We start from the raw sequence: 26,870 nt of genomic DNA on the forward strand, positions 1-26,870 counted from the left end.
AAAAATAGTAATATAAGATAGAAAATCCGACATAAAACATTTCAAATTGCATACCGTATTTCTACGATAAAGATTATAACGGTTTATGATGAGTTAGGCATGACTGAAATATTGATGTAAACTAACTGAATATGTGATTTTTAAAATTTACCCTGTTTCGGTGGCGTTTTACAGATGTTGATCGGCATATATTTGTTTCATTAACAAATAAAAATTTTTAATCATGAAAAAATTAATCTTTAGTGCAATAGCACTTTCTGGAGCATCACTATTTTATGCTCAAGGAACTAACAATAACAATAGTGTGACGCAATCAGGAGGCGGCGGCAATCAGTCTAATGTAAACCAAATGGGGTCATCTGAAAAAAATGTAACAAACCAGAGCGGTAATAATAACCAATCTTTAGTAATACAGAGACACATGCTGAACGAAACGTCAACTACACAAACCGGAGACAATAACCGAGCCAGTTCTGTTCAGGGAGGTACTTCTAACTGGTCAAACAAAAGTTATGTAACACAGATACAAAACGGGAACAGTAACGAAATGAATTCGATACAGACAGAAACTTATATGACTGTAATTAATCAGACGCAAACTGGTGGTAATGGTAATATTGCAAATGCAACTCAGGCGAAAGCACCAAGGATGAATATCGATCAGGTACAGACAGGCTCAAGCAACGCAGCTTATGCACATCAGACAGGAGCAGATCCCCTTGCGGCTAGTTCAAGTGCAAATAACAGTAAAATCAATCAAAAACAAAACGGTGTTGGTAACGTAACTCAGACTAACCAAAATGGTTTTGATAATGGATCTAATCAAACTCAAGATGGAGTTGGTAACCAGGCATTTACTAACCAAGAGTATTACCATAACAGAGCAACACAATTGCAGGAAGGTGATGGTAACGTTGTAAGTTCACGTCAGGAAGGGATGGCTTTTCAAAATACTTCAGATCAAAAGCAGGATGGTAATTTTAACAATGGAGTTTCTTATCAGGAAGGCTATTTAAACGTTGCAAATCAGACTCAAACTGGTGATCGTAACTATGCTAATGCATATCAATATAACAATGGTCATAAATCTACTCAAACTCAAAGTGGAGATGATAACGTTGAAAACGGACTTCAATACGGTAATGGTAATACTTTAACGCAAGGTCAAACTGGCAACGCAAACAACGCATATACTTACCAAAGTGGTACCAGTAACATTGCAAGTTCAACTCAAAATGTTAATAATAACGCTTCCAACCAAAGACAGGTTGGCAGTACCAACAGAGCTACTTCAAGTCAAAGTGGTCTGAGAAATCAGGGAACTCAAAATCAAACTGGCGACAACAATATTATTTTTGCAATCCAGACTGGTAATGATAACGTTCAGAATCAAGTACAAACTGGTAACAATAATGTTGGATACGGATTTAATGGAGTAGAGCAATATGGCAGCAATAACACGTCTTCTCAATCTCAGGTAGGAAATAGTAATATTAGATTACATGTTATTCAAGATGGAAATGGAAACGCAGCAATCCAGAACCAAAGCGGAAACCAGAATGATTCTGATGCTCATACTTATGGAAGCAATAACAAAACTACACAGATTATAAACGGTAATTCAAACTTTGAAGGTATTTATCAAAATGGTAACAGCAGTGAAGGTACTCAAAGTCAGACAGGAAACGGCAACAGTGCTTATCTGTCACAGATTGGCGACTCACACAAATCTGTGTCGACTCAAAACAGCAGTAACAACATTTCTAATACATACCAGTACGGAGGAAACGGAAGCCAGGCTTATACAACTCAGGCAGGAGGAACCGGAAACAACTCCATGATTGAGCAAAATGGATCGTTTAACTGGACTTCTGTAAACCAATTGGGTCTTACCAATACTTCAAACAACACACAGAACGGCAGCTATAACCAAGCTACAATATCGCAAAATGGTACATCAAACGTACACATGGGTATGCAGTCTGGTACAGGCAACGTGATTGTTGCAACACAGCATTAATCTTGTGAAAAATCGTCAATATGAGAGGCAGTAATGATGAAGCATTGAATCAAAGAGGAAATGCTGATGTTTCGTACTCTGTACTAAGAGGAGTCAACAATGTTACTTATCCAAAACAATGGGGTAATCAGAATAATGCTGCCTTTAGTAAAAAAATTACAGATCATTCACATAACGGTTTAAAGCAAGGTAGTGGAAATTCTATTGTAGTATCACATTTTAACTATTAGAGTTTCTTCAAATGTATAGGAGAGCAATCTCCTATACATTATACTATTTTTTTTTGAGATGAAAAAACTGGCTTACATATCAATACTTCTTTTTTTCTGCACTTTTTTAAAGGCACAGAAAAATATATCATTCGAAGAGCTGAACTCGCAGAATGTTTTACAGCTATTTGGCAGTGGCAATTCTACGGTGAATGCAACAACGGGTTTCAACTCCAATGTTGTGCAGATTGGGAATAATAATGAAGTTCAGATTTATGATCTTAATCCTAAGCAGGTTTCTATAAGCCAGATCGGGAATGAGAATAAAACTGTTTTCATTAATACTGGCAATAAGCCCAGTACAGCAACCATCAATTCGGTAGGCAACAAAAACTATGTGGATATGGTGGGCAGCAACAGCATCTCAGAGAATATGAAAATCAATATCAGAGACAACAACATGATTATTTTTATCAGAAATTATTAATAATGAAAATTAAATTTCTATGGATAATCTCAATACTTTTTTACTGTAATTTTTTCTCACAAACCAAAACGGAGAAAGGGCTGCAAGCCAAAATAATTACAGAAAGCGCAGACGGTCTTTACAATATTATTGCTACAGCAGAAAATCAATCAGATTTCCATTACCCAATAAATTTTATTCTGCTATCAATAAAAAAAGGAGCCTCAGGTAACACTTCCACCAATAAACAGGAAGGCAAATTTGTCGTAAAACCAAAAGAAACTTTAAAACTTTCTGAGGTGAAAACCAATCTCGACAGAAAAGATGTGCTCAAGGTTTTTCTTTTTATTAAAGACGAAGAAAGCGACAAGGTGATTTCTAAAGACAGTTTAGAGATACGACCGGAAAAAATTGCTCAGAACAGTACAAAATCATTATCTGAAAACGATATCGAGCTATCGGGGCTTACCATAGACGATACCAGAAGCAGAAACGGCAAGTATTATTACGATCAGTTTTATATGAAGTATCTGCAGACCGATGAGAAATTTCCAGGCACTGTAAAAATCATTGAGATCCCAGGATTAGGACAAAGTACCAGAATTTCTGTAATGTACAACGAGCAGGAGATTTACCTCTTCAACACATCTCCGGATGAGGAAGTGATGAATCAGGAAGCTCAGACTACTTTAGAAATTCTAAAAGAAATGATTCTTCCAAAGAATGAATTGTTAAGAAGTTCAACCTAAAAACTTTAAAAAATGAAACTCTTTTATACTACTACAATATTATTTCTATCAGCAGTTGGCTTTTCCGTGAATGGGCAGCAACTGGTATACAAACCCATAAATCCTGCCTTTGGTGGGGATACTTTTAATTATCAGTGGCTTCTGAGTTCCGCGGCCGCGCAAAATCAGTTTGATAATAATATCGGGGGTTCTTCTCTTTCAAATCTAAACTCGTTAAGCAGTTTCACAGATAGCTTAAACAGGCAACTTTTAAGCCAATTGTCTACCAAATTGTTTGGCAATCAGTTTGGTGATGGTGAACTGAAACCGGGAACTTATGTTTTCGGCTCAATGTATCTGGAGGTAACGCAAGCCAATGGAGGACTTTTAATTAAAATTCTTAATACAAGTACCGGCGAGCAATCTGAAATCATAATTCCCGGACAAAACTAATTTACCATGAAAACAACATACAAATATCCAAAATTTTGGGTAGTACTCCCTGTGTTTTTTCTGGTAATGACCGGGTGCAACTCTTTGCTGAATTACCCCTCTCACAGCGAAAAATCTACTTTAGGCGAGACGACAAACTTCACTTCCCAAATTAAGAATCTGCCGGTACCACAGGATAAAATTGTGGTTGGGGTATACAAATTCCGTGACCAGACCGGCCAGTATAAAGCTGCAGATAACGGAGCCAACTGGAGCACAGCAATTCCGCAGGGAACCACCACCATCCTTATCAAAGCACTCGAAGACAGCAAATGGTTCAGGCCAATTGAAAGAGAAAATATAGGAAATCTACTCAATGAAAGACAGATTATCCGGACTACAAGAAAAGAATATATGCCTAACCAAATTAACGAATCCGGAAATCTTCCTCCGCTTTTGTATGCAGGTATTATTCTTGAAGGTGGTGTGATATCTTATGATACCAACGTGGTAACAGGAGGTTTGGGAGCCAGATATTTCGGTATTGGAGCTTCTACTCAGTACAGACAGGATAGAATTTCAGTTTATCTGCGTGCCGTTTCTACCCAAACCGGAGAAATTCTTAAAACAGTATATACTTCCAAAACCATACTTTCTACAGCCATCAGCGGAAGTTTTTTCAGATATGTAGATACCGAAAGATTGATGGAGGCTGAGGTTGGTATTACCCAAAACGAACCTGTACATCTTGCTGTAACTGAAGCTATTGAAAAAGCTGTTTACGGTTTGATAGTAGAAGGTATGAGAGATAATATCTGGGGAAGTACCCTTCGGGATCCAGGTAAATTCAGCCAACTGATTAATGATTATAACGCTGAGCAGACCGATAACGATATGAAAGTTTTAGGCAAAAAATTAGCAGACAATCAGCGTGCAAAAATTTCAATGTACGGATTGGCTGAAGGTACCCAGATTCGGGGTGATTATGTGAATGCTAAAATGCATCCCGGAATAAAAGGTGGTTTAAAATATTTCGTTAGCGACCATTTTAATATCGACGGAAATGCAAGTTATTTCATCTTTGAAAATAAAAACATTTTCTGGCGACGGGCAATTTCTCTTGATGCAAACGTCGAGTACATGCTTCTTCCGAAAAGTAAGTTGACACCGTACGCTTATGGCGGTATCGGATCTGTATTTTATCGCGACAAAAATTATTTTAAGTCTCAGTTTGGTGGAGGTCTTGAATATCTTATCAACCGCACTTTTGCTATGCGTCTAAATGCTCAGTACGATCTTGGCTTTAATGATGACTGGGATTTTAAAGTTCAGGGAACAAGAAAAGATCAGAGTGTAAGAATCGGTTTGGGGCTGAATGTTTATCTCAACCGAAAATCTACAAAACCTTTAAAAACAGTAAATCCATGAAAAAAATATTAAAATATATTCTGATTCTCATGCTTGGCGTTTTGGCAAGCTGCAGCGAAGATCTTATTGGTGAAAGTACCAAAGGAATTATAAAAGGAACAGTGGTAAAAAAAGGAACCAACACTCCAATAGCCAATGTAAAAATTTCAACAAGTCCAACTACGACTACTGTTTTCACGGGAACAGACGGGAGTTTCACTATCAAAGATGCGCCCACAGGAGATTATTCTGTAAAAGCTGAATACAGTGGATATGTCACAAATTATCAGGGAATCAATCTTAAAAATGACGGACAGACTGTTACTGTGGTTTTTGAAATGGCTGATGATTCAAGTTTAAATTCATCACCTTCAATTCCTGTTTTGGTGAGTCCTGCAGATAATGCTGTTGAGCAACCTTTATCCCTCAATTTGTCATGGACTGCCACCGATCCTGAAAATGACAGCCTAAAGTTTGATCTGATTTTAAAAAATGCCAACAATACTGTAGTTCAAAATATTACCGGAATTAAAACTAAAAACTACAACGTCACCAATCTTCAGTACAATAACACTTATTTTTGGCAGGTAGCGGTTTCTGATGGGGTAAATCCAAAGGTTTTCAGTGAAACGAGACAGTTTAAGACAGTTGTGACGCCTACCAACAGATTTCATTATGTGAAAAAAGACAGCAACGGAAATTATTACATTGTTTCTGCCAACGAAACCAATGTAAATTTTAATCTGACAGCGTCAACACAGAATTCCTTCAGGCCAAGGCTTAATAATGATGCCAATAAAGTCGCTTTTCTCAGAAACGTGGGCGGAAATTTTCAGATTTTCACTTCAAGAAGAGATGGTTCATCTATGATGCAGGTTACAACGCTTCCCGCAACGGGCTTCAGCAATGCTGAAATTGATTTTTCCTGGAATAAAGTCGGGAGCCAGTTTATTTACGCCAATTTCGATAAACTATACAGAATCAATTCAGACGGAAGTGGTCTTACTCAGATTTATGCAACTTCCGACGGAAGCCTTATTTCAGAATGCGACTGGAGCTATGACGGAAGCAAAATCGCTTTAAAAACCAACAACTTAAGTGGATATGGCGTGAAAGTTTTCATCATCAATATGTCAGGAACTGTAACACAAAGCGTTTTAACTGGAGTGACTGGTGGAGCAGGAGGTCTTAATTTCTCAGCAGATGGCAAGAAACTGCTCTACACAAGAGACTTTGCCGGATTTGAAAGTGTTCAGTACAGACAGTTAGATTCCAGAATTTTTATCTATAATCTGGAAACCAATACACAGCAGGACATTTCTTCCATGAGCCAGAAAGTAAATGGTACAAATGATCTGGATCCCAGATTTTCACCAAATGATGCCGATGTAATTTTAGTTAATACTTCCAACGATAACGTATCAGTAAAAAATGTTGTCAAAATTACGCTTACAGCAACCAATGGGAATTTTCCGCGTGCAGTTCTTTACACCGACGCAGAGATGCCTGACTGGGAATAAAAATAAAATATCTTTGTATTAAAAAAAAAGAAAGTCAGAACTTATAATGGTTTTGACTTTTTTGTTAGATAAAAAAATAATGATTTTATTCTATTAGATTGTTTTCAAGTGCGTACTTTACAATTCCTACAGAATTTCTTACATTCAGTTTGGTTAAAATCTTTTTTCGGTGTGTTTCTACAGTGTTGATGCTGATGAAAAGTTTTACAGAAATATCTTTACTGCTGAGGCCGTCACAGATTAGTTTAAGTATTTCAGTTTCCCTTTTGGTGAGTGATTCTTTAGCTTGTGTGACTTCAAAATTTTTGCCGTTGCTCACAAAACTGATCATCTTTTCTTTTGCCTGAGAGCACAGGAAAATTTCTCCGGTTGCGAGAGCCTGCAGACAGTCTGTAAACTCGTCAAAAGAGCTTCTTTTATCCAGATAGGCTGTAATTCCTTTGTTGAAAAGTTTCCGGATGGAAGTTACATCGTAATCATTGCCAATGATGATGATTTTCAGGTTGGGATTATTCTGTTTCATCTCCTCGGCAGTCTGATAGATCTCAGAAAGCATCATCATATTAGAACTGAACATCAACAAATCAAAACCGCCTGTTCTGAGGTATTCCTTCAAATTAAGCGGGCAGCTGCAAACCTGAATCTGATCAATAAACTCTGTTTGTGAGAGAAGTTTGGATAGGCCTTCTGCGTAGATTGCAGGCTGATCAAAGATTATTAAATTTGATTTCATCTAGGTGTGTGTTAGAAGTTTTTAAAATTAATAAAATTTATTTAATTTGCAAATATTTACTGAAAATATTACACATAAATAATTTTAATGTGGTATATTTTAATATGTATCTAATTATACTGCAAAAAATATAAATTCTAAATTTCTCGCTGAAATAGGCGCATAACAAACGATCCGAATTATTGTGTGAATAGGAAACACTGGACTTAAGACCTATAAAATTTCTCCGACATCTGAAAGCTAAACATCGATTTTTTCTGTACTTAAAAGTCAAAAATTAGGTTATGGCAAGAAAAATTTTCACAGAAAACGAAAGTGAATTACAGTTTTAAGAAAATAAAGTTTGAAAGATGTAGTTTTGTAACATTATCTTAAGCTCTGCTGAGAGTAGTGATTTCATATAACTTTCCCCCTTTAAATACATGAATTAACAATCCAAAACAAAGATCATATCTATAAGTTTCATTTCTTTGAATCAAAGGCATAATCCTGCAAGTCATTCTAAAAAGATACATCTTAAAAATACTTCTCAAAATAAAATCAAAATTATATTCTGGGTTTAAGAAAGTATTTTATAATCTTGTTTTACAGAGTATTTAATACAGAAGCGATTTCTGTGGAAGCGGTTCTATTAGAGCATAATCGAAAAAAAATTTTCAGTGATGTTACCGTGACTAAATTTGATCTTTAAGTGTTTGATAGAAAACATGATAAAAACAAAATCCGCCTCAGACGAGACGGATCGTAGATTTTTCTTAGTTGGAGTAACTTGCGAGCTCTTCTTTTTTAGAATTGTAAACCTTGTATTCAAGGTATTTAAAAGAGTCTCTTGGGATGATCGTTACCCACTTTTTGTATTTGATGAACCATTTCATCTGAATACTTTTAATTCCCTTCGTTAAATAAGCTTCAACAAAAGGATGTACGTGCAGGAAGAGTTTTCCTTTTTCTTTTTGTAAAATCGTTCTCAGGGTATCACCCATTTTTTCAACGATTACGATTGGAGCAACGATCTCACCGTCTTTGTTCGGGTTTTCTTCGCTGGTCTCAATCTGTTTTTCGGGGCGGTTTCTCTGTCTTGTAATCTGGATCAGTCCAAACTTACTTGGAGGAAGAATTTTGTGGCGGGCTTTGTCTCTGCTCATTTCATTACGGAAATGCTCGTATAGCTCTTTTCTGTGCTCGGGATTCGTCATGTCGATAAAATCTACAACGATGATTCCTCCCATATCACGAAGCCTCAGCTGTCTCGCAATTTCTGTAGCGGCCATTTTGTTGACATTAAGGGCGTGCTCGCGGTTGGCTGTGCTTCCAAGGCTGATGTTGTTGCCGGAATTTACGTCTACCACGTGCAGTGCTTCAGTATGCTCAATAACCAGATAAGCACCTTTCGAGCTTGGGATATTTACATGTTTCCCAAAACTCTGTTTCATCTGCTTTTCTACGTTGTAATGTTCCAAAAGAGGAATGTGTGAACCATGAAACTGTACGATGTTTTTACGTTCCGGAGCGATAACTTCGAGGTATGCCTTCATTTCAGAAACCATTTGCTCGTCATCACAAATGATATTCACAAAGTCCTGATTGAAATTATCTCTAAGGATTGCAGATGCTTTATCATCTTCGCTCAGGATCTTTGAAGGAACCTTATTTTTCTGAATGTTTTTAAAAGTGCTTTCCCATTTCTGAACCAGCTGATTCATATCATTGTGAAGATCAGCTACTTTTTTTCCTTCGGCTACAGTACGGATGATTACACCGAATCCTTCAGGTTTAATACTGTCGATAAGCGTTTTCAGGCGTTCTTTTTCTTCCGTTGTTTTTATTTTCTTTGAAACAGAAATTTTATTGTCGAAAGGGATAAGTACCAGAAAACGGCCCGTTAGCGATACCTGCGTGGAGATTCTTGGTCCTTTTGTGGAGATAGGTTCTTTGGTGATCTGCAGAATGACGATATCGTCTTTTGCAATTACCTTGTCTACGAGACCGTTTTTGTCGATTTCAGGTTGAATTTCAAAATTCTTCAGGCTCGAAGAACTCTGTTTTTTTGAAATGCTGTCTTTCAGAAATTTTTTATAGGTAAGAAACTGGGGTCCAAGATCCTGATAATGCAGGAATGCATCTTTTTCATACCCAATGTTTACGAATGCTGCATTAAGGTTTGGAGCAAGTTTTTTTACTTTACCAATGAACAGGTCGCCTACTACAAAGTTGTTTTTGTCTTCTTCCTCATGAAGTTCGCAGAGTTTTCCGTCTTCCAGCAAAGCAATTTTGGTGAAATCGTCTTCATGCGAAACTAGCAGTTCTGTCTTCATTTTGTTGTAAGATATTTTTTTTAGATTGAGGATTTATAGAAATCTTAATTTTTAAAATTACTAATAAAAATGTTAAATTATTGAAAAATAATTAAAGATTATTTTCAGTCTCCTCAGTATCACACTTTGCACAAACAAAAATATAGTCGGTGATTATTAAATAAAAATAAAACACCAACTATATTATTATATTATAAATCTCAGTTGAGATTATTTCTTCTTATGTCTGTTCGCTCTTCTTCTTTTCTTTCTCTTGTGAGTCGCTACCTTGTGTCTCTTTCTTTTCTTTCCGCTTGGCATAATTTTAATTTTTTAATAACTAGTTAATATTCTATTAATTTATTTTACTGCAACTTTAGTTTTTACTTTCTCCACAAAAGATTTTGATGGCTTGAAAGCAGGAATATTGTGTGCAGGTATTTCGATTGCAGTGTTCTTAGAGATGTTTCTTCCCGTTTTTGCTGCTCTGGTTTTAACGATGAATGATCCAAAACCTCTTAAGTAAACATTATCACCATTGTACATAGAAGTTCTGATTTCTTGCATAAACGCCTCTACAACTTTCTGTGTTTCATTCTTTTCTGTTCCCAATTTATTTGAGATGGTGTTTACCAATTCTGCCTTTGTCATTTCCTGTGTAATTTTAAATTTTAGGTGTGCAAATTTAGTTAAAAAAATTGAATATTAGCAAATTAGTAAAAAATATTTTTAGTTTTCGGAGATGAATATCGGGTGAAGTTAATGTGAATTAATCTTTAAATATCACATGCTGCTGTTGTAATATCCGTTCTCTACACAAAATCTGATGAGGTGCAGTTTGGTTTTAAGACCCAGTTTTTCTGTCAGTCTGTTGATATAAGTGTCGATGGTGCGGGTGCTGAGATTGAGCTGTTCGCCAATTTCCTTGTTGCTGAGACCTTCATAACAAAATTTCATCAGCTGGATTTCTGAAGGTGACAGCTCATCCTGACTGTTTTTCTGTCTGTTCATATACTCCTGCACAGAAAGTGGCTGTTGTTTCCATTGTTCGGTGTACGCAGCGTAATCAAACAATTCTGCTTTGGTCATTCCCTTGATGATATCTTTTATAATAAGACTGTTTTTCTGGCAGTAATACACATTCGGGATCTCAGAAAGTATTTCCGCAATATCTTCCTGATACATCCCTGAATAGGTGATAATGGGCGTTTCCGCATTGTTTTTACGGATGATTTTGATGGCTTCAAGACCGCTCAGAACCGGCATGAAAAGTTCAATGATGAAAACGTCTTCCTGACGGCGGTAAATTCTGTTAATCAACTCGTGACCGTTATTACAATCGTTCAACAGCATGTAAAAAGGATTGTCTAACAGCGATTTTATCATTATTTTTTTAAAATAATAGTCACTGTCCGCAATAGAAAACCGAACGGTACCTGCGATAATTTTATTCATTTAATGTTTGTGAGGTTTGGTGCGTACAAATTAAGAAAATTCTCCGAAATGTGTAAAAAAAACTTTGTTAAATACAATTTAATGCAATGTTTCCATTCATAAAAACAATATTTAATGCTAATTTTTTTTGTGAGTAAGGTTTTTTTTTATAATTTTCAGCTACCAAAAACCAAACACATAATATGTCTGTTTATAATGATAAAAAATTAAACAGGAGTGACGTTCGCACAGGGATCTTGCGATTTGTCATTTCATTTATTGTTCTCTCTGCTGTTTCCTTTACAGCAGTTTATTTCTTTTTCAAAAGTTATGATACACAAAGAGCAGGTATTGCCAAAGAAGTAAGGGATTACGAAGAACTTCTCAACAAAAATCAGCTTCTTAAAATCTCTCTTGACAGTATTCAGTACAACATGTCACTTCTGGGATCAAATCAGGTGGAAAATGACTTTTATCTGCGTGAATCTGTTATGCGCAAAATGCGTGAAGCTAAAGCTATCATGGGTGAAGACAGCGCAACAAATTTCAAACACTATAATGTTCTTATCAAAAAAGTAGATCAGATGCTTTTGCTTAAAAGCAATATAATCACTGCTAATAATGATGAGCAGTCAATTCTCAGGCTTTTGAATAATTGCCAGAATAAAGATCAGCAGATTATTGGTGCTCTTAGAAAGGATCCTTCACGTGTTTTTACAGGACGGAGACGTTAATTTTTTAAAATTAAACTATGCAGGCTCACATTACATTATCAAAACAGGAAAAACGCTATCAGTTTTTGTACTTAATTCTAATGCTTTTCCTGGCGCTTATACTTTTAGGTATTATATTTTTAAATCATTTCAGATCTCCGTTTTCAGAGGCAGATATACTGAAGGTACAGACACTGGAACAAAAAAATAAATTTGATATTCAGCAGAAAATCACACAACCCATTGTGGACAGTACTTTTGCCAAAATAGCTTCACTGTCAGAAAAAAATCCCGATCCGGTGAAGGAAAGTCAGATTGACTATGATATCAGCACAATTAAAAATTCTTTTGAGAACGCAAGTATTAATGATGATAGAAAAGTGGGATATCCCGTAATTGCTGAATTCTATAAAATGTTTCTTGAAGACAAAAAATGGCTTGCCAAGAAAAAAGAAAACGTGATCAAATACGAAAGAGAGTATGAAGAATGTACTATTGGGTTTCAAAAAAATAAAGATCAGCTCATCGACCGCAGAAATTCTTTCAACAACCGCAAATAACAAACACAAACTATATTATAAAAATTTATTATGAACTATTTTCAGAAAAACAGAACAAACATCGTTATCGGTGTTATTGCGACATTGCTCATTGCGGCACTGATTGCATTATGGTTCCAGAAAAAAACGATAAATTCTGCCGATGATATTGTTGCAGAAGTTTATCCTAAAACGGTGAATGTGAGTGATAGTTTGTTTTTTGCAGACAAAACCGCTTTTGCAAAAACAAAAAGATGGGATTTTGGTGATGGAAGTACTTCAGATAAATCAAATGGAGTACATTTCTATAAAAAACCAGGCTATTATCAGGTTACTTTGATTATTGACAATAAATATTCTAAAAACTTCGGAATTTTAGTTTCTCAGCAGCAAGCCGTCAAAAATGACAGCATCCCTTCGTTCACGAGGATTGATGCCGTTTCACAGGCGCGGCAGTTTGAAAATGTACAGTTTAAAGCTATTTCAGACGCTAAACAGTTTACCTGGAGGTTTGGGGAGACTGGAAATATAGATTCAAAAGACAAACTCGCTTACTTTACTTATTCAAAACCTGGAAACTATGTTGTCACACTTTCCACAGACGAAAATACAGCACCCATCCAGCATGCAATTACAATTTTACCGGCCTATGATCAACTGGATGATGCAGAACTGAAAATTGATGATAATTATCAGAAGATGGATAATGATTTTAAATACCGTCTTCAGCAGATCGCCAACGGAAACAGTTTTAACTTGAATTACAACTATCTGCTGAATAAGTATTTGTGTAATAACGAAAACGCAACTGTAAGTGTGAATGACAGTAAAATCAATAACTTCTACCTCTACTGCGCTGGGCTTCAGTTTGATAAAAATATGGTCATACAAACCGTTAAGCTGAATTTTGATGATAGCCAGAACTGCGTAACAAAAGTAGAAATCAATCAAACCAAATAACCAAAAAAGCAAACCTGAAAATTTTGCTCCCAATCATAAAGATCATTAAGATGAAAAATAAACTCCCTCTTGCCGCCTGTTATGCCGGATTAGGTATTTTACTCACAGCCTGCAATGTAAAACTTCCCTCTGCAAAAACCCCTGAACCCAAAAGATACGGGCAAATTGATACCAATCCTATAGTAGATGGTTTCCCGAAAAAATCTGTTCCATGGATTGTGATTTCAGACCGTTCAAGAAATACGGCTTACATTGATAAAAACGATGAAAAATCGTACAAGGATGTTAAGTTTTTGGAACCATTGATGGTTTTGAAAGAACGCAACGGCATGCTTAAAGTAGCAGAATACAATTCTGATGCACTGATGACCAAAAAAGTTTCTCCAAAATCAGTAAAAACATATGGCTGGATTCCGGAATCTGAACTTCTGCTCTGGACGTCTTCTCTTAAAAGTGAAAAAACAGGTTATCCTGCGAAGGTAGCTGTACTCCCGAGCAACAGTGATGTGATCCGTAATTCTGAAAATTATTATAAAAACGATTCTATTCTTGTTTTTAATTCTCCCGCACTCACCGAAGCAGCGAACGTTAAAATTCCAAACGGGCAGATGGTGTATGTCTACAAACAGGCAGAAAACAACAAGAGATTTTTGGTCGGTAAAAAACCGGATCTGGATATCGACAGCATCAGCACTGGGCTATACGGATGGGTGAGCTCAAATGTGATTTCTTCATGGGGTGAAAGATCTGCCGTAAAAATGAAAAATACAGCCGGCATAAAAGAATCAGCTTTGGGAATACACGAAGGTGCTCCCGGTGTGAATACTACAGAAGACAGGACTGCTGTTTTGCTTACAGATGTAAATAAAAGACCGCCATTGGAAAATATTTTCCCTGTCACCTTGACCTTAAGCGGAACAGAAACACCTCAGTACAAAACAAAATATTTCACCAATGTTTTGGATTACAGTAAAAATTATGTTTTTAACGTATTGGGTGAACCGGTTTATTTTGACAGATATAAAGAGATTACCGAAAAAAGCAGAAAATTAAATATAGTTTTTGTTTTGGATATTAGTCCATCCAATGCTTCTTATGCTCCAATCGTAAAATCTCTTTTACAGGATCTACAGTTGAGATTTGAGAAGCCTTCTTATTTTAATGAAGTAAAATATGCAACAGTTTTGTATAAAAACAATTCTTGTGGTGAAAATGTTGCTCCTTCAGGTCTGTCAGCAGATTACAACAACATTACAAAGTTCATCGATGATAAGATGAATGAAATGAATTGCCCTGGAAGCAATACCAATCAGCCTCTTACTGAAGGTCTCGCGGCTGCAGGAAATATGCTTGCCGTTTTTCCTGATGAAACCAATATTGTGGTTACCATTGGTTCTTCAGCAAGTCGTGCGGGAAACATGTACGATGTAATTAATTCTCTTACATTGGCTCAGGCACGTCTTATTATGTTCCAGACCAATGCCAGATCAGCAGATACTTACAATGATTTTGTACTGATGGCAGAAAACATTGTAACCAACACAGCCAAAAACTCAGCTGAACTAAAAAAGCAGAAAATTATCGACCAAAAGGATGTTTTGACCAAGAACAATTTTAATCTGGTGGAAGGTGATGAGGGATTCTATTCTTTGGATTTTCCAAAGCAAAGTATGTCTCAGGGATTTGTAATTTTTCCTAAAAAAGGAGATGTTGCAGCACCCGGATATTTGAAAAAGTCTGTTGACAGTTTGATTGCACAAGTAAGTCTGGACAACCAGCTTATTGATGAATCGCTTCACAAAAACTTCCATTCTTCTGTGGGAGCAGGGCACACGGATGTCGATTTTAAGTATAAATATCTATATCCTGGTCTTACAAATCCGGTTCCTCACGGTATTGCGGCTCAGCTGATCAATTATGGTAATCCGTTTTTGGCGAAAGGCTATATTCCTAAAGATTTGAGAGATTACAAACCCGGACTGGAAAAAGGAATTTTGATTTCAGATAAAGAGTATGATCAGTTGAAAAACTTCTATCAGGAAGTTTATGAAAATACAGGCGCAGCACGTACAGATTTTAAGCAGTCGAGAGCCATAAAGGAATATGTGAAATTACTTAAAAAATACAATCCAACCCTCGAATTTGCTAAAGATGTTGATATTACTGAGCAGCCAATGGCCTACGCAGTAGGAATTTCGACAGGATTTGATCTTACAGAGGAAGAGATGATGGCAAAATACAAACTGAAAGCCTGGAGAAAATCTGATATTATTGATCCTGAAGCAGCAAAATCTTATTTTAAACACTATAAAGTTCTTGCAGACAGAATGCTTACACACAGAAATAACCCTGCGGTTAAAATTCAGCATAACGGTCAGACATTCTATTGGTTGAACGAATATTTTACGCCGACAATGCTTCCAACCGAAGAGCCGAAGTATAACAAGCATTAGGAATTGTATCTGATTCAATAGTAATATGTTAAAACGGAAATTTTTGTTTCCGTTTTTTTTATGTTAAATAAGTTTTATTTATCTTTGAGTACCAAATTTCGCAGAATATGTCTACTCAATCATCATCCCATGATGGCAAGCACTTCGTTGTCCAGAAGGGAACATGTCAGTGTGATCAGGGAGATCTTTTCCCTCAGCATATCGTAAGTGTACATGAAAAACATTACTGGAATGATTCTGCAGGTGAAGCAGATTATCTTGCTGTAACCGAAGATGATTTACAGTTCAAACCTTCAGGTCCCAGTTTCGGAAAGTGCAAACTTAAGCCAAGTTCCGGCGGCTATCTACCATGTGCTTATGCCCCAGCTGGAAAATGGCAGAAAACCTATGATAAAGTTTTGGTTATGGGTAAAAAAGCCGTGACGGAAGTTTCCGAATTGCAATGCACTACCGGAGGGAAAATAACCATTAAAGATCACGGCCAGCGGGGCGAGATGAGTAAAAGTAATGTGAAAAATGCTGATGCAAAGACGGCTCAGCATATCAATCCTTTGGTGGATATGAATGACTATCAGGAAACTGTTTCAGAAAATGAAATAGACGCTTATTAACCTAATTTTCTTTTCACCATGTCAAAAAAAGGAGTTTCAAGAATTTCAGGAAATGCTTCACCAAAAATTGGAGAAGCTACCACTTATACTATTACAGATTGGTACCCAGCGACCCCGCAAAACCAGAGAAATTTAGCCAACGTTACCTGGGAATTATTTAAAAAAAGAGAAAACGGCAGATTCACAACGACCAACATAAAAAAAACGGGTGTTGGAACTTTTACTTTTGGGGAAGTTGCACATCGGCATACTTACAGAATCGAGGCTTACCTCTACGAATCTGAAGGCGATGGTGCTTCAACGATAGAAGTCAACCCTCAGCCAGCAGCAGTTCCCCGAATTAATAAAGTAGAATTAAAATATATTGATGATACGCCGGGAACGACTTTCAGCTATACAGAAAAGCTTGTAGCAAGTGCGGAAACAGTTAATTTGGGAGGGCAAAAACTTAAATTCAGTCTTTGGGAAGATGATGCGGATATTGAAGGACACAATTCACGAAATCTCTTAATTGAAACCAAAGAAGCTACTGTAAACCGACAGGGAACTGCCACGGCAGAATTTATGCTAACCAGAGCTTTGATGCAGAAGGCAATGCAGGGCGAAACCGATCCCGGAAAACTTGAATTTTACGTTACAGTAGAATATTTTTCGCACAACAAACATGCTACCAACAATGTAAATGTAGACAACCCGCTTCATACGCCACCCCGTCCGCAGCCAAGACCTTCAACGAATAATCGACCCGCACAGCCCACTCAAAATCAAAATGGAAATACTCCGCCACGGGCTCAGAATTCTCCTGCTGCAGAAAAACCACAATCCCAAAAAGAAGAAAAGGGAATTATGGACAACGTACGCAATTGGTGGAATAATCTTGAACTTTGGGACTGGGGTGAAGCACAGGGAACAGTACAGCCTCAGCAATCGCCTGCACAGCCGACTGCCGGTGGAAGAACCGTTACGACGGTTGAAGGTAATACTGTACAGGGTGAGTGCCCAAGGTGTAAGGTTCTTTCGCTTACGGAAGTGAATGAAATTTTCACAGAGGCAACCTTAGAGGAAAAATCTGCAATTATGAATGCTTTTAATGAGGCAAATGAACAATTTGGTTTAGATAAATGCCGTCAGAAAGCTCATTTTTTTGCACAGGTTTTACAGGAAATTGGTGCGTCTGTAAATGTAAGTAATGGTGAAAGCCTGAATTATCCTGTAGAAAATTTACCTCTCCATTTTTCAAGATTCAGTACCACAGGAAGACTTCGGGGAGCACCAAATGATCTGGCATTTCAGCATGGACGGATTGATGACAGAAATATAGAAATGCTGAGACGTACCTACCGCCAGACAAATCTCCGCCAGCAGGCAGCAAATCAGGAAATGATTGCCAATATTGCCTATGCCAACAGGGAAGATCTGGGAAATGGAAGTATAGAAAGTGGAGATGGCTGGAATTATCGTGGAAGAGGTATTATTCAGATTACAGGTAAAGAAAAATATACAAGAATTAATACAAGAATTGACAACGATTATCCATCCTTTGGAATCGATATCAACGCCAACAATATCAATAATCTAAGGGAAGGAACTGTTGCCAGCATGGCGTATTGGGAGGAATACGGATGCAAAACAAAGGCAGATGCAGGCGTTACCAGAGCAGACCTGGATAATATTGTTGATATTGTGAACAGCCAGACTCCGACAAGAAATGCAAGATGGCAGAATTTGCAGAATATGATCAATATTTTCCAGCTTGAATTGTGTACCGGAGATACTGCTGCAGCCGCCACACCAGCCGGACCATCAAATTGGCACGAGCCTGTTGATAATCCGATTTCAACTTTGTATATGCAAAGTGGTAACGGTGGTGTAGGCACGGTTGGAGAAAACTGGGGACTTTTCGGGAGAACCAGAAACGGCGGAGTTCATCAGGGTCTGGATCTTTTCGCTGAGGTCGGTAAAGACGTTTTTGCCTGCACAAAAGGAATTGTGCATAAAGCTACATGGCACAATGGCTATGGAAATACAGTGACCATTAAAATTACAGACAAAGAATCTTTTTTCAATCACAGAAGAGAATATGTACGTCTGCATACCGATAGGGGAGAGATTATTCAGGGACCTTCTTTTGACAAGCAGCAGGATATTTATCTATTCTACGCTCACTTAAATGAAGTTTTAGTGACAGAAGGAGCAGAGGTAGAAGCCGGAGCGGTTATTGCAAAAACAGGAGTTTCCGGTGTACGAGGTGGCACTTGTGCTCCCCATTTACATTTCGAAATATTTACCACAATTTATGCAGTAGGCCACGGTCTCAATTACCGTTGTAATCCTGGTTATTACGTTCATTTCAAAGGGCCTGCTGCGCAGTCTGCAGCAGATACTCTCAGACAGAAAACAACTGCAGAAGGTGGAAGAGTCATTAACTTTGAAGGCATTTAATTATGATGAAATCAAAAATGTTAGTTATAATATATTGTATCCTCTGCATTTTATCATGCCAGGGGAAAGATAGCAATATCGCTGCAAAAACTTTGGTGACGACGGCTGCCGCTGAGGATTATAAAGAGGTAAGATTCACCTCAAAATCTGATTATACAAAAGATTCTGAAAATTATCTCGAAATTTCGTTCAACGGTTTTTTATTTAAAATTAAATTTGTAGATGAGCGCGCTTATCTGAAAACGGATTATAAAAACAAAACCATCAAAGATTTCCAGCAGGTTATCTATAATTTTACTTATGATTCAGATTATGATTCTGCACAGAAAAATATAAGGATTCTTTATAATGGAAAAGACGGATATCTCTTTCTCCCCGGTTACACTGAAGAATTTCCCAATTTTACGGTATACCGTTTTTCTCAAAACAGTTTTAGTTACGACAGGGCTTTGATGTTGAAAGATAACAGTTGTAACGATGGAGAAATTGTAGCAGACGGCAAAAATGCAGCCCGTTTTTTCATAATAAATAAAAAATCCGGAAAAAAATGTGATTTTGTGAATGATGAGCCGTATCCCATTTCAACAGATAGTCAAAACAAAGATCTTTTGAAACTTAAAAATGCGGTTGAAGATAAAAATGATTCCGATCTGTTAAATGAATTTTCTGCAGATCTCAATAAAGATGGAAAAACCGATAAAATTCAGATTTTCAAAAATGAAAATGCAAAAGATGACTTCGAAAAGTCACATTTTGGACTTCCTATAAAAGTCTTGTTATCTGGAAATGACGGCTCTTGGCGTGAAAACAGTAATTCAAAACTCATATTTTCAAATGATGGAAACTGCACCTCTGAAGGATTTTCAAATGTCGTAACCAAAGATTCTTATTTTACTGTAGAACTGCAGTCATGCTACGACTACAATGTTTTGGTCTCAGGATTTATCACCTTTAAAGTAGAGCAGAATAAAATCTGGCTGCATAAATATGGTGAAGAATATTTTGATAAAAGTAACCACGAAAAAAAAATACCTTCAAAAGTATGGACGCAGAAAGATTTTGGAAAGATAAAATTTGAAGATGTTGATGGTAATTTTTTACTGAAATTAAAAAGGAGATAATTTAATTCTAAGTCATTTTGTGATTTTCACTCAGGATAATTATCTTTATTGAGTTATTTAAAAGCTTTCATTTATTATGATGCGTACTATTGTGGCTCTTTTTTCACTTCTATTGTTAAACTGCCAGAAAGCAGCGGATAAACCGGAAATAAAAGATGAGGTACAAAAAACAGAAAGTTCTCAAACTGAGAAAGGTGCAACTCATAAGTCCAATCCTTATTGCGAAGAATTTTTTAAGAAAATTTTACTTTCAAGTAATCTTGCAGCACTTAAAAATTATAAAGATATTTTCATTAGAATTGAAGATGTTTCGGATGATAAAATTGTTCTGGAGGTTTATGTGAAAAATACAGATAGTGATTCGCCTACAGGCACACGCATTACTGAAAATACAGTCGCATGGCTTCATTTTTTACCCGATAGCGATAAACTTCTCGACATTACATCTGATGCTGAAGATCCAATGGTGTTGAGTTTTGATAAAAATATTCTCAAAGAATCTGACTACAGGAACATCTGTGGACTGAGTGAAAAAGAATTACAGAATAAAGTTTCTGTCAAAGCCGATGTCCAATGTAAAGAAATTAAGGGTACAATGCTCCGGGGTGAGGAATGTTTGATTTCTGGTGCTTCTTTAGAGCAGGTTTATGAAGAAATGGTACAAAAATCTCTGGTTAAAGATGCCCAGTTTCTTTTAAAAAAAATTCCCAAAATTGCAACGACACATAAGATTAACAAAAATGGAATCATTGACATCAAATACATGCCAGGCAATAATAAAATCGACATTGAAATGTTTTATGAAGGTGGAATTACTGACATCCATTTGATGAAAAAAGGTCAAAATGTAAAGAGACAGATCATTTATAATCTCGATTAATTTTTGATGAACAATAAAATATTTTTTCTGATATTTCCATTGACGGTTCTCCTTTCCTGCGAAAAAACAGTATCGAAAAAATATGAGTCAACTACAGATTCCTCGTTGGATAAAGTTGCAGCGAAGTCCCGACCAGATTTGAACGATTCAATAATGATCGGGGAAAAACAGAAATAGGTAAAAATAAAAATGCAGATTGGTCCGGACTTTATACCTGTAACTTTCTCAGAATAAAAGAAGAATCTGGCGATCCCAGAGGTTGGGGAATGATCTATATTGACTTGAAACGGGAATCGGCAACATTTAAATTAGAGTCCTATATCGGGCAAATCTCGAAAGACCTGGTTATTTTAAATCAAAATAGATCTGAAATTATTTTGTCATTAAAAAACCAAAGAGATTCAACCTTTATCATTCATAAAAAGGAAAATCAATATTTTGTGAAAAGCAATTACATCGATAAAACGGTTGGTGAAAAAAAACTTATCTTTTAATTAAGAAATAAATTTCAACAAAAAGGTTTAGAATTTGTTGCTTGATTTTACACATCAATTCTGAAAATTAAGGCATGAATATTCATTTTATTTTGCCAGGCGAGACACTGGAAATCATTTCGAAAAAAATTAAACTTGAAAATCCGGTTTACCTGAAAGAATTTCATAATTCTCACTGCATGCCGTATGATTTCATACAGGATGATCTGTTGCCGGGCAGAAAACTGCTCATCCCTGACCTTAATAAAGTGAGTTTTTACAACTCAAAAAATGACGCACCTCACAAACTTGCCAACCGCAATCCAAAGATCAGTTTTAATCCTGAAAATCTTAAAAAAAGTTACAAAGTATCGGTTATACAAACTTCTGAAACCGATGGGAAAAAGAAGATTTCTAAATTTTCCTACAACATCCATCTGGAGTGGAAAGGTAAGGCTGAAAATATCCATTATTTTAATTTTTCGAAAACGGAAATCAATGAGCAGAACCAAACCAAAATGTCGACGCTTGCTGCGGCCTGCACTCAGTCGATTAATCCAATAGAATTGGCGGTTTCGGAGCAGGGAAATCTTCTTGAAGCAAAACTTAGTGATGAGGTGAAAAGAAAATTTCATAATATAAAAGCAAGTCTTGAAGATCAGTTTCCTGATGAATTTGCGAAGATTTATTTGGATAAATTTGAATTCAGCATTGCCAGTCCTCAGATTTTTAATGATAAAATGAATGGTGACTGGTTTTTAAAAACCTATTTCGCCCAGTTCAGAAAGCACTTCATCAATGGTAGGTCAGAATACCCAATGGCGATTTCATACTTGCCGCTCACTCTCTTGCAGGAAGGATTTCAGGATGATCATATTGTTCTTAATTCTGCTTTGAAAACGCAGGAAGAGCAAATTAGATTTACATCAGAATATCATCTCGATGGAGAAAACGGAATCATTCAGAATTACCGTTATACCCTTGTAGAAAAGGAATTTGGAACCTTGTACACCACTGTTTTTAAAGCCAGAGAAATAGAAAAGTCGTAGAACTACTACACAAAATCGTAGAATTACTACAAAATCTGAGATAATTGATTTTTAGGATTAATTTTCAAAAATGTGGTTCTATCTTTGGAATACCAAAAACAACAGATCACAAAATATTAATTTTAAAAAATTTACAGTTATGGCACTTAATTCAAGAGGAATCTTAAAATTCAACGGAGGCGAAGGACAGAAATTATTAAAGCTGAACTACAGCGTATCGAGATCTACAGACGTTTCAGGACGTGTAGCTTCAGATCCTTCCAATGCAATCATCAAAGTAACCGTGGAAGCTACAGAAAAATCAGATATTCTGGAATCTCTGCTTAACGGAAAATACAAGCCAACAACAGGCGAAATTACTTTCAACAAATCTCACGAAGAAGGTACTTTGATCACTTTGAACTGGGAAAACGGTTACGTTATTCAGCACGCCGTTGATTTTGATGCCACAGACGAAAATTCAATGTACATAAGTTTCGTGATCACGGCAGAAAAAATCAATTATGGTAATTCTGCTTACGAAGGTCTTTGGCCAACGGTATAAAAAAAGAAATCATCAGAGTTTTATAGTTATTAAGGGAAGAAGACTGCCGGATCCGTTTGGCAGTCTTTTTTATTTTAACCCATTTTTCAGAATCGAACTTAAATCGCTTAGTCTGAATTTAAATTCAATTGAAAAAATTGCTAATAGATTCAGCATCTGACTTAAAATAAAACCCTTTCAATTGATAACCTTCAGAACTGGTTTTTAATCTCTGATTTTGACTGTCGTAATTCTACTACACAAAATCGTAGTTCTACTACAAAATCTCAAATAATTGATATTTTGAGTATTTAAATGGAAAGGTGGTTTTATCTTTGAACTACAGGAAACAACAAATTACAATATATTAATTCCAAAAAATTTATATTATGGCACTTAATTCAAGAGGAATCTTAAAATTCAACGGAGGCGAAGGACAGAAACTTTTAAAAATGAACTACAGCGTTTCAAGATCTACGGATGTTTCAGGACGTGTGGCTTCAGATCCTTCGAACGCATTAATCAGAGTAACTGTGGAAGCTACAGAAAAATCTGACATTCTTGAGTCTTTACTGAACGGAAAATACAAACCAACCAGCGGAGAGATCACTTTCAACAAGTCTCACGAAGAAGGTACATTGATTACTTTGAACTGGGAAAACGGTTACGTAATTCAACACGAAGTCGCTTTCGACGGAACAGACGAAAACTCAATGTATGTAAGCTTCGTGATCAGTGCAGAGCAGATCAATTATGGTAATTCTGCTTACGAAGGTCTTTGGCCGTCGGCATAGAAAGAAAATTCATCAGAGTTTTATAGTTATTAAGGGACGAAGGCCACCGGAATTATCTGGCGGCCTTTTTTGTTGTGAAAATGTTGTAAATCAATATTTAACAGTTTTTAAGATTCATAGTCGTAGTTCTACTACAATTTTGTAAATAAATGTCTTATGACTTCGTTTTCTTATCATATGGCTTTATCTTTGAGGTACCAACAACAATAATCACATATTTATTAATATAAAAAAATTACATTATGGCACTCAATTCAAGAGGAATCTTAAAATTCAACGGCGGTGAAGGACAGAAATTACTGAAACTGCATTACAGTGTGTCAAGATCGACAGACGTTTCAGGACGTGTGGCATCAGATCCTTCCAATGCAATCATCAAAGTTACGGTAGAAGCAACAGAAAAATCTGATATTCTGGAATCTCTCCTTAACGGAAAATACAAACCTACCACAGGAGAAATTACTTTCAACAAATCTCACGAAGAAGGAACTTTAATTACTTTAAACTGGGAAAACGGTTACGTAATCCAGCATGAAGTAGATTTTGACGGTACAGACGAAAACTCAATGTACGTAAGTTTCGTAATCACAGCAGAAAAAATTAACTACGGAAACTCTGCGTACGAAGGGCTTTGGCCATCATCTTAACAGCAGAAAATCAGTTCCACGAAAATCAAAATTTAAAAAGAATAGCATGCTTGTAAAAAGTGGGCTATTCTTTGGTTAAGGTGATTTCAAAATGATTCAGGATTTCGGTTCGTGCATCTTTTAATTTGTAGAAATTTCTAATCACCTTCTTTTAAAGGATAAAATTAAATTCACAAATAGAAAAATCAGCTATGTTCAAAGACAATAAATCTGCAAAAATAACAGTTCCAAAAGGTGTAGAACCGTCTTCGGAGATTGAGAATATTAAAGATACTGTAACATCACAGGCTGTTGATAAAACCAACGAGAAGCTACAGAAGGTGGGTGGTAAAGCTCAGAAAGTCAGTCAGAAATTTTCTCAGGCTCAGTCTGCGGCGGGTACGGCATCAGCAGCATCAGGAATGTTTATGAACCAGCCTTTGCTACCGGAAAATAAAGCTGTTGCAAATGATAAATTATGGTCAAATCAGCCGACCTCCAAAATTCTTAATGCAGGCTCAATCTCTACAAGTCAGATTTTGGGAATCAACAGAGTGGTAAAACTGGAAGTTGTAGTAGAGGGATATACCATCGCACACTTCAAGCATTTCACCCTGAAACAAAGCGCTGTAAAACATCATCAGTTCAGCCTTACTCTTGCTCATGACAGCCTGGGCAACGCAGAAAATTACCAGCTCGGCGAGGCTCAGAATTTTTTAGGAAAGAGACTTACTGTTATTTTTAAATATAAGGATGTTGAAGGTGGTCCCGAAAGAAACTTTGTCGGTGTCATTACAGAAGTAGGTTTTAGTCAGGAAAAAGGCAGTCTGGGAAATATTGTATTGAAAGGATACAGCCCGACGGTGCTTCTTGATGCAGCCCCACACATCCAAAGCTTTGGTGGTGCACAGGAAATAAGTCTTAACAGAATTGCAGATCAGGTCATTAAAGAAGCCTTCAGTTCCAATAAATTTGATTTCAGAGTAGATGCTCAGTATGGCAATGTTTCCTACAGCTCTCAATACGAAGAAACGCATTACAACTATCTTGCAAGAATTGCAGAAGCTTATGGCGAGCAGTTTTTCTATGACGGCGAAGTGCTGCATTTCGGGAAACTTCCTCCTCAGGAAAAACCTGTAAAACTCGTATACGGAAGCAGCGTGAGTGATGTAAGCATTACCATGAAAGCGCAGCACGTAAATCCTACCTTTTATGGCTATAATAGTAGTAAAAATGAAAAACTGACAACAGGAAAATCTTCAATTTCGCATGCGTCAGATATTGCAAAAAGAGCATACGATATTTCACAGAAAACTTTTACAACACCTTCCCTTAGAGTTGCACCTATTAAAGCAGCATCATTTACTGATATTGATGCCTCCCAGAAAGGAACTGCCGGAAGTAAAGCTTCAGATGTATTTGTTACTTCGGGGAATACTACGGTTCCGTTTCTGTATCCCGGCTGTGCTGCTGATATCGAAATGCGTAAAAATGACAGCAGCGAAACAGCATATTTCACAAAATTACTGATTACCGATGTCACACATGAGGTAGATGCCAGAGGTTACTACACCGGGACTTTTGAAGCCATCGCAGCAGACAGCGGTTACCTTCCAAGACCCGAATTTGAAAGTCCTAAAGCCGAAGCTCAGTTTGCAAAAGTCACAGAAAATGCCGATCCAAAAAATCAGGGCAGGGTGAAAGTTCAGTTTGACTGGCAAAGCGGTTCAGATACTTCAGAGTTTATCCGCGTAATGACTCCGGACGCCGGTGGAAGCGATAAGGTAAGTAAAAACAGAGGATTTATGGCGATTCCCGAAATTGGTGATCAGGTAGTTGTTAATTTCGTTCATCAGCATCCAGACAGACCTTTTGTAATGGGAGGAATGTTTCATGGTGGGGTTGGCGGTGGCGGCGGTGCCGGGAATAATATCAAAAGTTTAAGCAGCCGAAGTGGTAATAAACTGGAACTGGATGATGGTGCAGGTTCGGTATTCCTTACCGATCAGGGCGGTGCCAATATGAAATTTGATGGTGCTGGAAATGCGACTTTTAATGCCAATAATAATGATACAAAAACTATTGGAAATAATAAAAGTCTGGAAGTGGGAAACAATAATAAAATCTCTGCTGGAACTACAAATGTAATTAATGTGGGAGGAAAAGGCGGAGGTGCTGCCAACTCTATGTTTTCGATGGATAGTGCAGGAAATATTTCTTTGGAGTGTGATACTAATGTTACAATAAAAACAGGATCAAGTTCTATCACACTCAAATCTGATGGTACTATTATTTTAAGTGGAAAAATTATAGGAATTGGCGCGGAGGGAATTGGTTTGGCAGCAACTGAAGGTATTGATCTTAGTTCACCTGCTAATCATATTGGAGGAGGTCAAACCAAAATTGATGGTGGTGATGCTTTTATAAACTAAAAATGGTAAGT

At 36.8% G+C, this 26,870-nt stretch carries 24 protein-coding genes; 20 read left to right on the top strand and 4 right to left on the bottom strand.

The annotated features are described in order from the left end of the window. Positions 1 to 223 precede the first annotated feature (223 nt). From NG809_RS14150 to NG809_RS14180, 7 genes are read left to right on the top strand one after another with little or no spacing between them, the layout of a single operon-like run. Positions 224 to 2,020: a beta strand repeat-containing protein gene (locus tag NG809_RS14150; RefSeq protein WP_262151689.1), complete on the top strand. Its 1,797-nt coding sequence runs from the start codon at positions 224 to 226 to the stop codon at positions 2,018 to 2,020. A gap of 20 nt (positions 2,021 to 2,040) precedes the next feature. Next, positions 2,041 to 2,250, top strand: coding sequence for a hypothetical protein (locus NG809_RS14155; RefSeq protein WP_262151691.1), 210 nt, complete (start codon positions 2,041 to 2,043; stop codon positions 2,248 to 2,250). A gap of 58 nt (positions 2,251 to 2,308) precedes the next feature. Further along, a complete protein-coding gene (locus NG809_RS14160) occupies positions 2,309 to 2,716 on the top strand; it encodes a hypothetical protein (RefSeq protein ID WP_262151693.1) in 408 nt (135 codons plus the stop codon). 2 nt (positions 2,717 to 2,718) lie between these two features. Continuing rightward, positions 2,719 to 3,444 carry a CsgE family curli-type amyloid fiber assembly protein gene (locus NG809_RS14165; RefSeq protein ID WP_262151696.1) on the top strand — a complete coding sequence of 242 codons (726 nt, stop codon included), beginning with the start codon at positions 2,719 to 2,721 and terminating at the stop codon, positions 3,442 to 3,444. A gap of 12 nt (positions 3,445 to 3,456) precedes the next feature. Further along, complete coding sequence (locus NG809_RS14170) at positions 3,457 to 3,876, top strand: curli assembly protein CsgF (RefSeq protein WP_262151697.1); 420 nt, start codon at positions 3,457 to 3,459, stop codon at positions 3,874 to 3,876. Positions 3,877 to 3,882: 6 nt separating this feature from the next. Beyond that, positions 3,883 to 5,283: a CsgG/HfaB family protein gene (locus tag NG809_RS14175; protein ID WP_262151699.1), complete on the top strand. Its 1,401-nt coding sequence runs from the start codon at positions 3,883 to 3,885 to the stop codon at positions 5,281 to 5,283. Continuing rightward, positions 5,280 to 6,782 (top strand): carboxypeptidase-like regulatory domain-containing protein, encoded by a 1,503-nt coding sequence (locus tag NG809_RS14180; protein WP_262151701.1) that lies wholly within the window; start codon positions 5,280 to 5,282, stop codon positions 6,780 to 6,782. The genes NG809_RS14175 and NG809_RS14180 overlap by 4 nt, the downstream gene beginning before the upstream one ends. Positions 6,783 to 6,867: 85 nt before the next feature. Here the strand turns inward: NG809_RS14180 and NG809_RS14185 are convergent, their stop codons facing one another. The 4 genes from NG809_RS14185 to NG809_RS14200 all read right to left on the bottom strand — a co-directional run bounded on the left by NG809_RS14185 (position 6,868) and on the right by NG809_RS14200 (position 11,264). Continuing rightward, the gene (locus NG809_RS14185) at positions 6,868 to 7,515 is read right to left on the bottom strand and encodes a response regulator transcription factor (protein ID WP_262151702.1); all 648 of its coding nucleotides are present in this window, start codon (positions 7,513 to 7,515) and stop codon (positions 6,868 to 6,870) included. A gap of 755 nt (positions 7,516 to 8,270) precedes the next feature. Beyond that, the gene (locus tag NG809_RS14190) at positions 8,271 to 9,830 is read right to left on the bottom strand and encodes a ribonuclease E/G (protein ID WP_262151704.1); all 1,560 of its coding nucleotides are present in this window, start codon (positions 9,828 to 9,830) and stop codon (positions 8,271 to 8,273) included. Positions 9,831 to 10,169: 339 nt separating this feature from the next. Further along, positions 10,170 to 10,508 (bottom strand): HU family DNA-binding protein, encoded by a 339-nt coding sequence (locus NG809_RS14195; protein WP_262483851.1) that lies wholly within the window; start codon positions 10,506 to 10,508, stop codon positions 10,170 to 10,172. Between the two features lie 84 nt (positions 10,509 to 10,592). Beyond that, positions 10,593 to 11,264 (bottom strand): response regulator transcription factor, encoded by a 672-nt coding sequence (locus tag NG809_RS14200; RefSeq protein ID WP_262151715.1) that lies wholly within the window; start codon positions 11,262 to 11,264, stop codon positions 10,593 to 10,595. A 182-nt stretch (positions 11,265 to 11,446) separates the two neighbouring features. Here NG809_RS14200 and tssO (NG809_RS14205) point away from each other — a divergent pair, with 182 nt between their 5' ends. The 13 genes from tssO (NG809_RS14205) (at position 11,447) to NG809_RS14265 (ending at position 26,859) form a co-directional block, all read left to right on the top strand. Continuing rightward, positions 11,447 to 11,977: a type VI secretion system transmembrane protein TssO gene (gene tssO / locus NG809_RS14205; RefSeq protein ID WP_262151716.1), complete on the top strand. Its 531-nt coding sequence runs from the start codon at positions 11,447 to 11,449 to the stop codon at positions 11,975 to 11,977. Positions 11,978 to 11,994: 17 nt separating this feature from the next. Then, entirely contained in the window at positions 11,995 to 12,516 is a 522-nt protein-coding gene (tssO, locus tag NG809_RS14210; RefSeq protein ID WP_262151717.1) for a type VI secretion system transmembrane protein TssO, read from the top strand. 30 nt (positions 12,517 to 12,546) lie between these two features. Next, positions 12,547 to 13,455, top strand: coding sequence for a PKD domain-containing protein (locus NG809_RS14215; protein ID WP_262151718.1), 909 nt, complete (start codon positions 12,547 to 12,549; stop codon positions 13,453 to 13,455). Between the two features lie 50 nt (positions 13,456 to 13,505). Further along, on the top strand, positions 13,506 to 15,908 hold the full coding sequence (tssR, locus tag NG809_RS14220) for a type VI secretion system protein TssR domain-containing protein (protein WP_262151720.1): 2,403 nt from the start codon (positions 13,506 to 13,508) through the stop codon (positions 15,906 to 15,908). A gap of 107 nt (positions 15,909 to 16,015) precedes the next feature. Then, positions 16,016 to 16,519 (top strand): DUF4280 domain-containing protein, encoded by a 504-nt coding sequence (locus tag NG809_RS14225; RefSeq protein ID WP_262151722.1) that lies wholly within the window; start codon positions 16,016 to 16,018, stop codon positions 16,517 to 16,519. An 18-nt stretch (positions 16,520 to 16,537) separates the two neighbouring features. Further along, positions 16,538 to 18,961, top strand: coding sequence for a peptidoglycan DD-metalloendopeptidase family protein (locus NG809_RS14230; protein ID WP_262151723.1), 2,424 nt, complete (start codon positions 16,538 to 16,540; stop codon positions 18,959 to 18,961). Between the two features lie 17 nt (positions 18,962 to 18,978). Further along, positions 18,979 to 20,082 (top strand): hypothetical protein, encoded by a 1,104-nt coding sequence (locus NG809_RS14235; protein WP_262151726.1) that lies wholly within the window; start codon positions 18,979 to 18,981, stop codon positions 20,080 to 20,082. A gap of 76 nt (positions 20,083 to 20,158) precedes the next feature. Continuing rightward, positions 20,159 to 20,962 (top strand): hypothetical protein, encoded by an 804-nt coding sequence (locus NG809_RS14240; protein ID WP_262151727.1) that lies wholly within the window; start codon positions 20,159 to 20,161, stop codon positions 20,960 to 20,962. Between the two features lie 568 nt (positions 20,963 to 21,530). Next, entirely contained in the window at positions 21,531 to 22,484 is a 954-nt protein-coding gene (locus NG809_RS14245) for a hypothetical protein (RefSeq protein ID WP_262151728.1), read from the top strand. A gap of 139 nt (positions 22,485 to 22,623) precedes the next feature. Further along, positions 22,624 to 23,028, top strand: coding sequence for a type VI secretion system tube protein TssD (gene tssD / locus NG809_RS14250; RefSeq protein ID WP_262151730.1), 405 nt, complete (start codon positions 22,624 to 22,626; stop codon positions 23,026 to 23,028). A 368-nt stretch (positions 23,029 to 23,396) separates the two neighbouring features. Beyond that, positions 23,397 to 23,801, top strand: coding sequence for a type VI secretion system tube protein TssD (gene tssD, locus NG809_RS14255; RefSeq protein ID WP_262151732.1), 405 nt, complete (start codon positions 23,397 to 23,399; stop codon positions 23,799 to 23,801). Between the two features lie 242 nt (positions 23,802 to 24,043). Further along, positions 24,044 to 24,448 carry a type VI secretion system tube protein TssD gene (tssD, locus tag NG809_RS14260; protein WP_262151734.1) on the top strand — a complete coding sequence of 135 codons (405 nt, stop codon included), beginning with the start codon at positions 24,044 to 24,046 and terminating at the stop codon, positions 24,446 to 24,448. A 191-nt stretch (positions 24,449 to 24,639) separates the two neighbouring features. Further along, on the top strand, positions 24,640 to 26,859 hold the full coding sequence (locus tag NG809_RS14265; RefSeq protein WP_262151736.1) for a type VI secretion system Vgr family protein: 2,220 nt from the start codon (positions 24,640 to 24,642) through the stop codon (positions 26,857 to 26,859). The last annotated feature ends 11 nt before the right edge of the window (positions 26,860 to 26,870 follow it).

Origin of the sequence: Chryseobacterium foetidum (assembly GCF_025457425.1) — a bacterium.
Classification (GTDB): domain Bacteria; phylum Bacteroidota; class Bacteroidia; order Flavobacteriales; family Weeksellaceae; genus Chryseobacterium; species Chryseobacterium foetidum.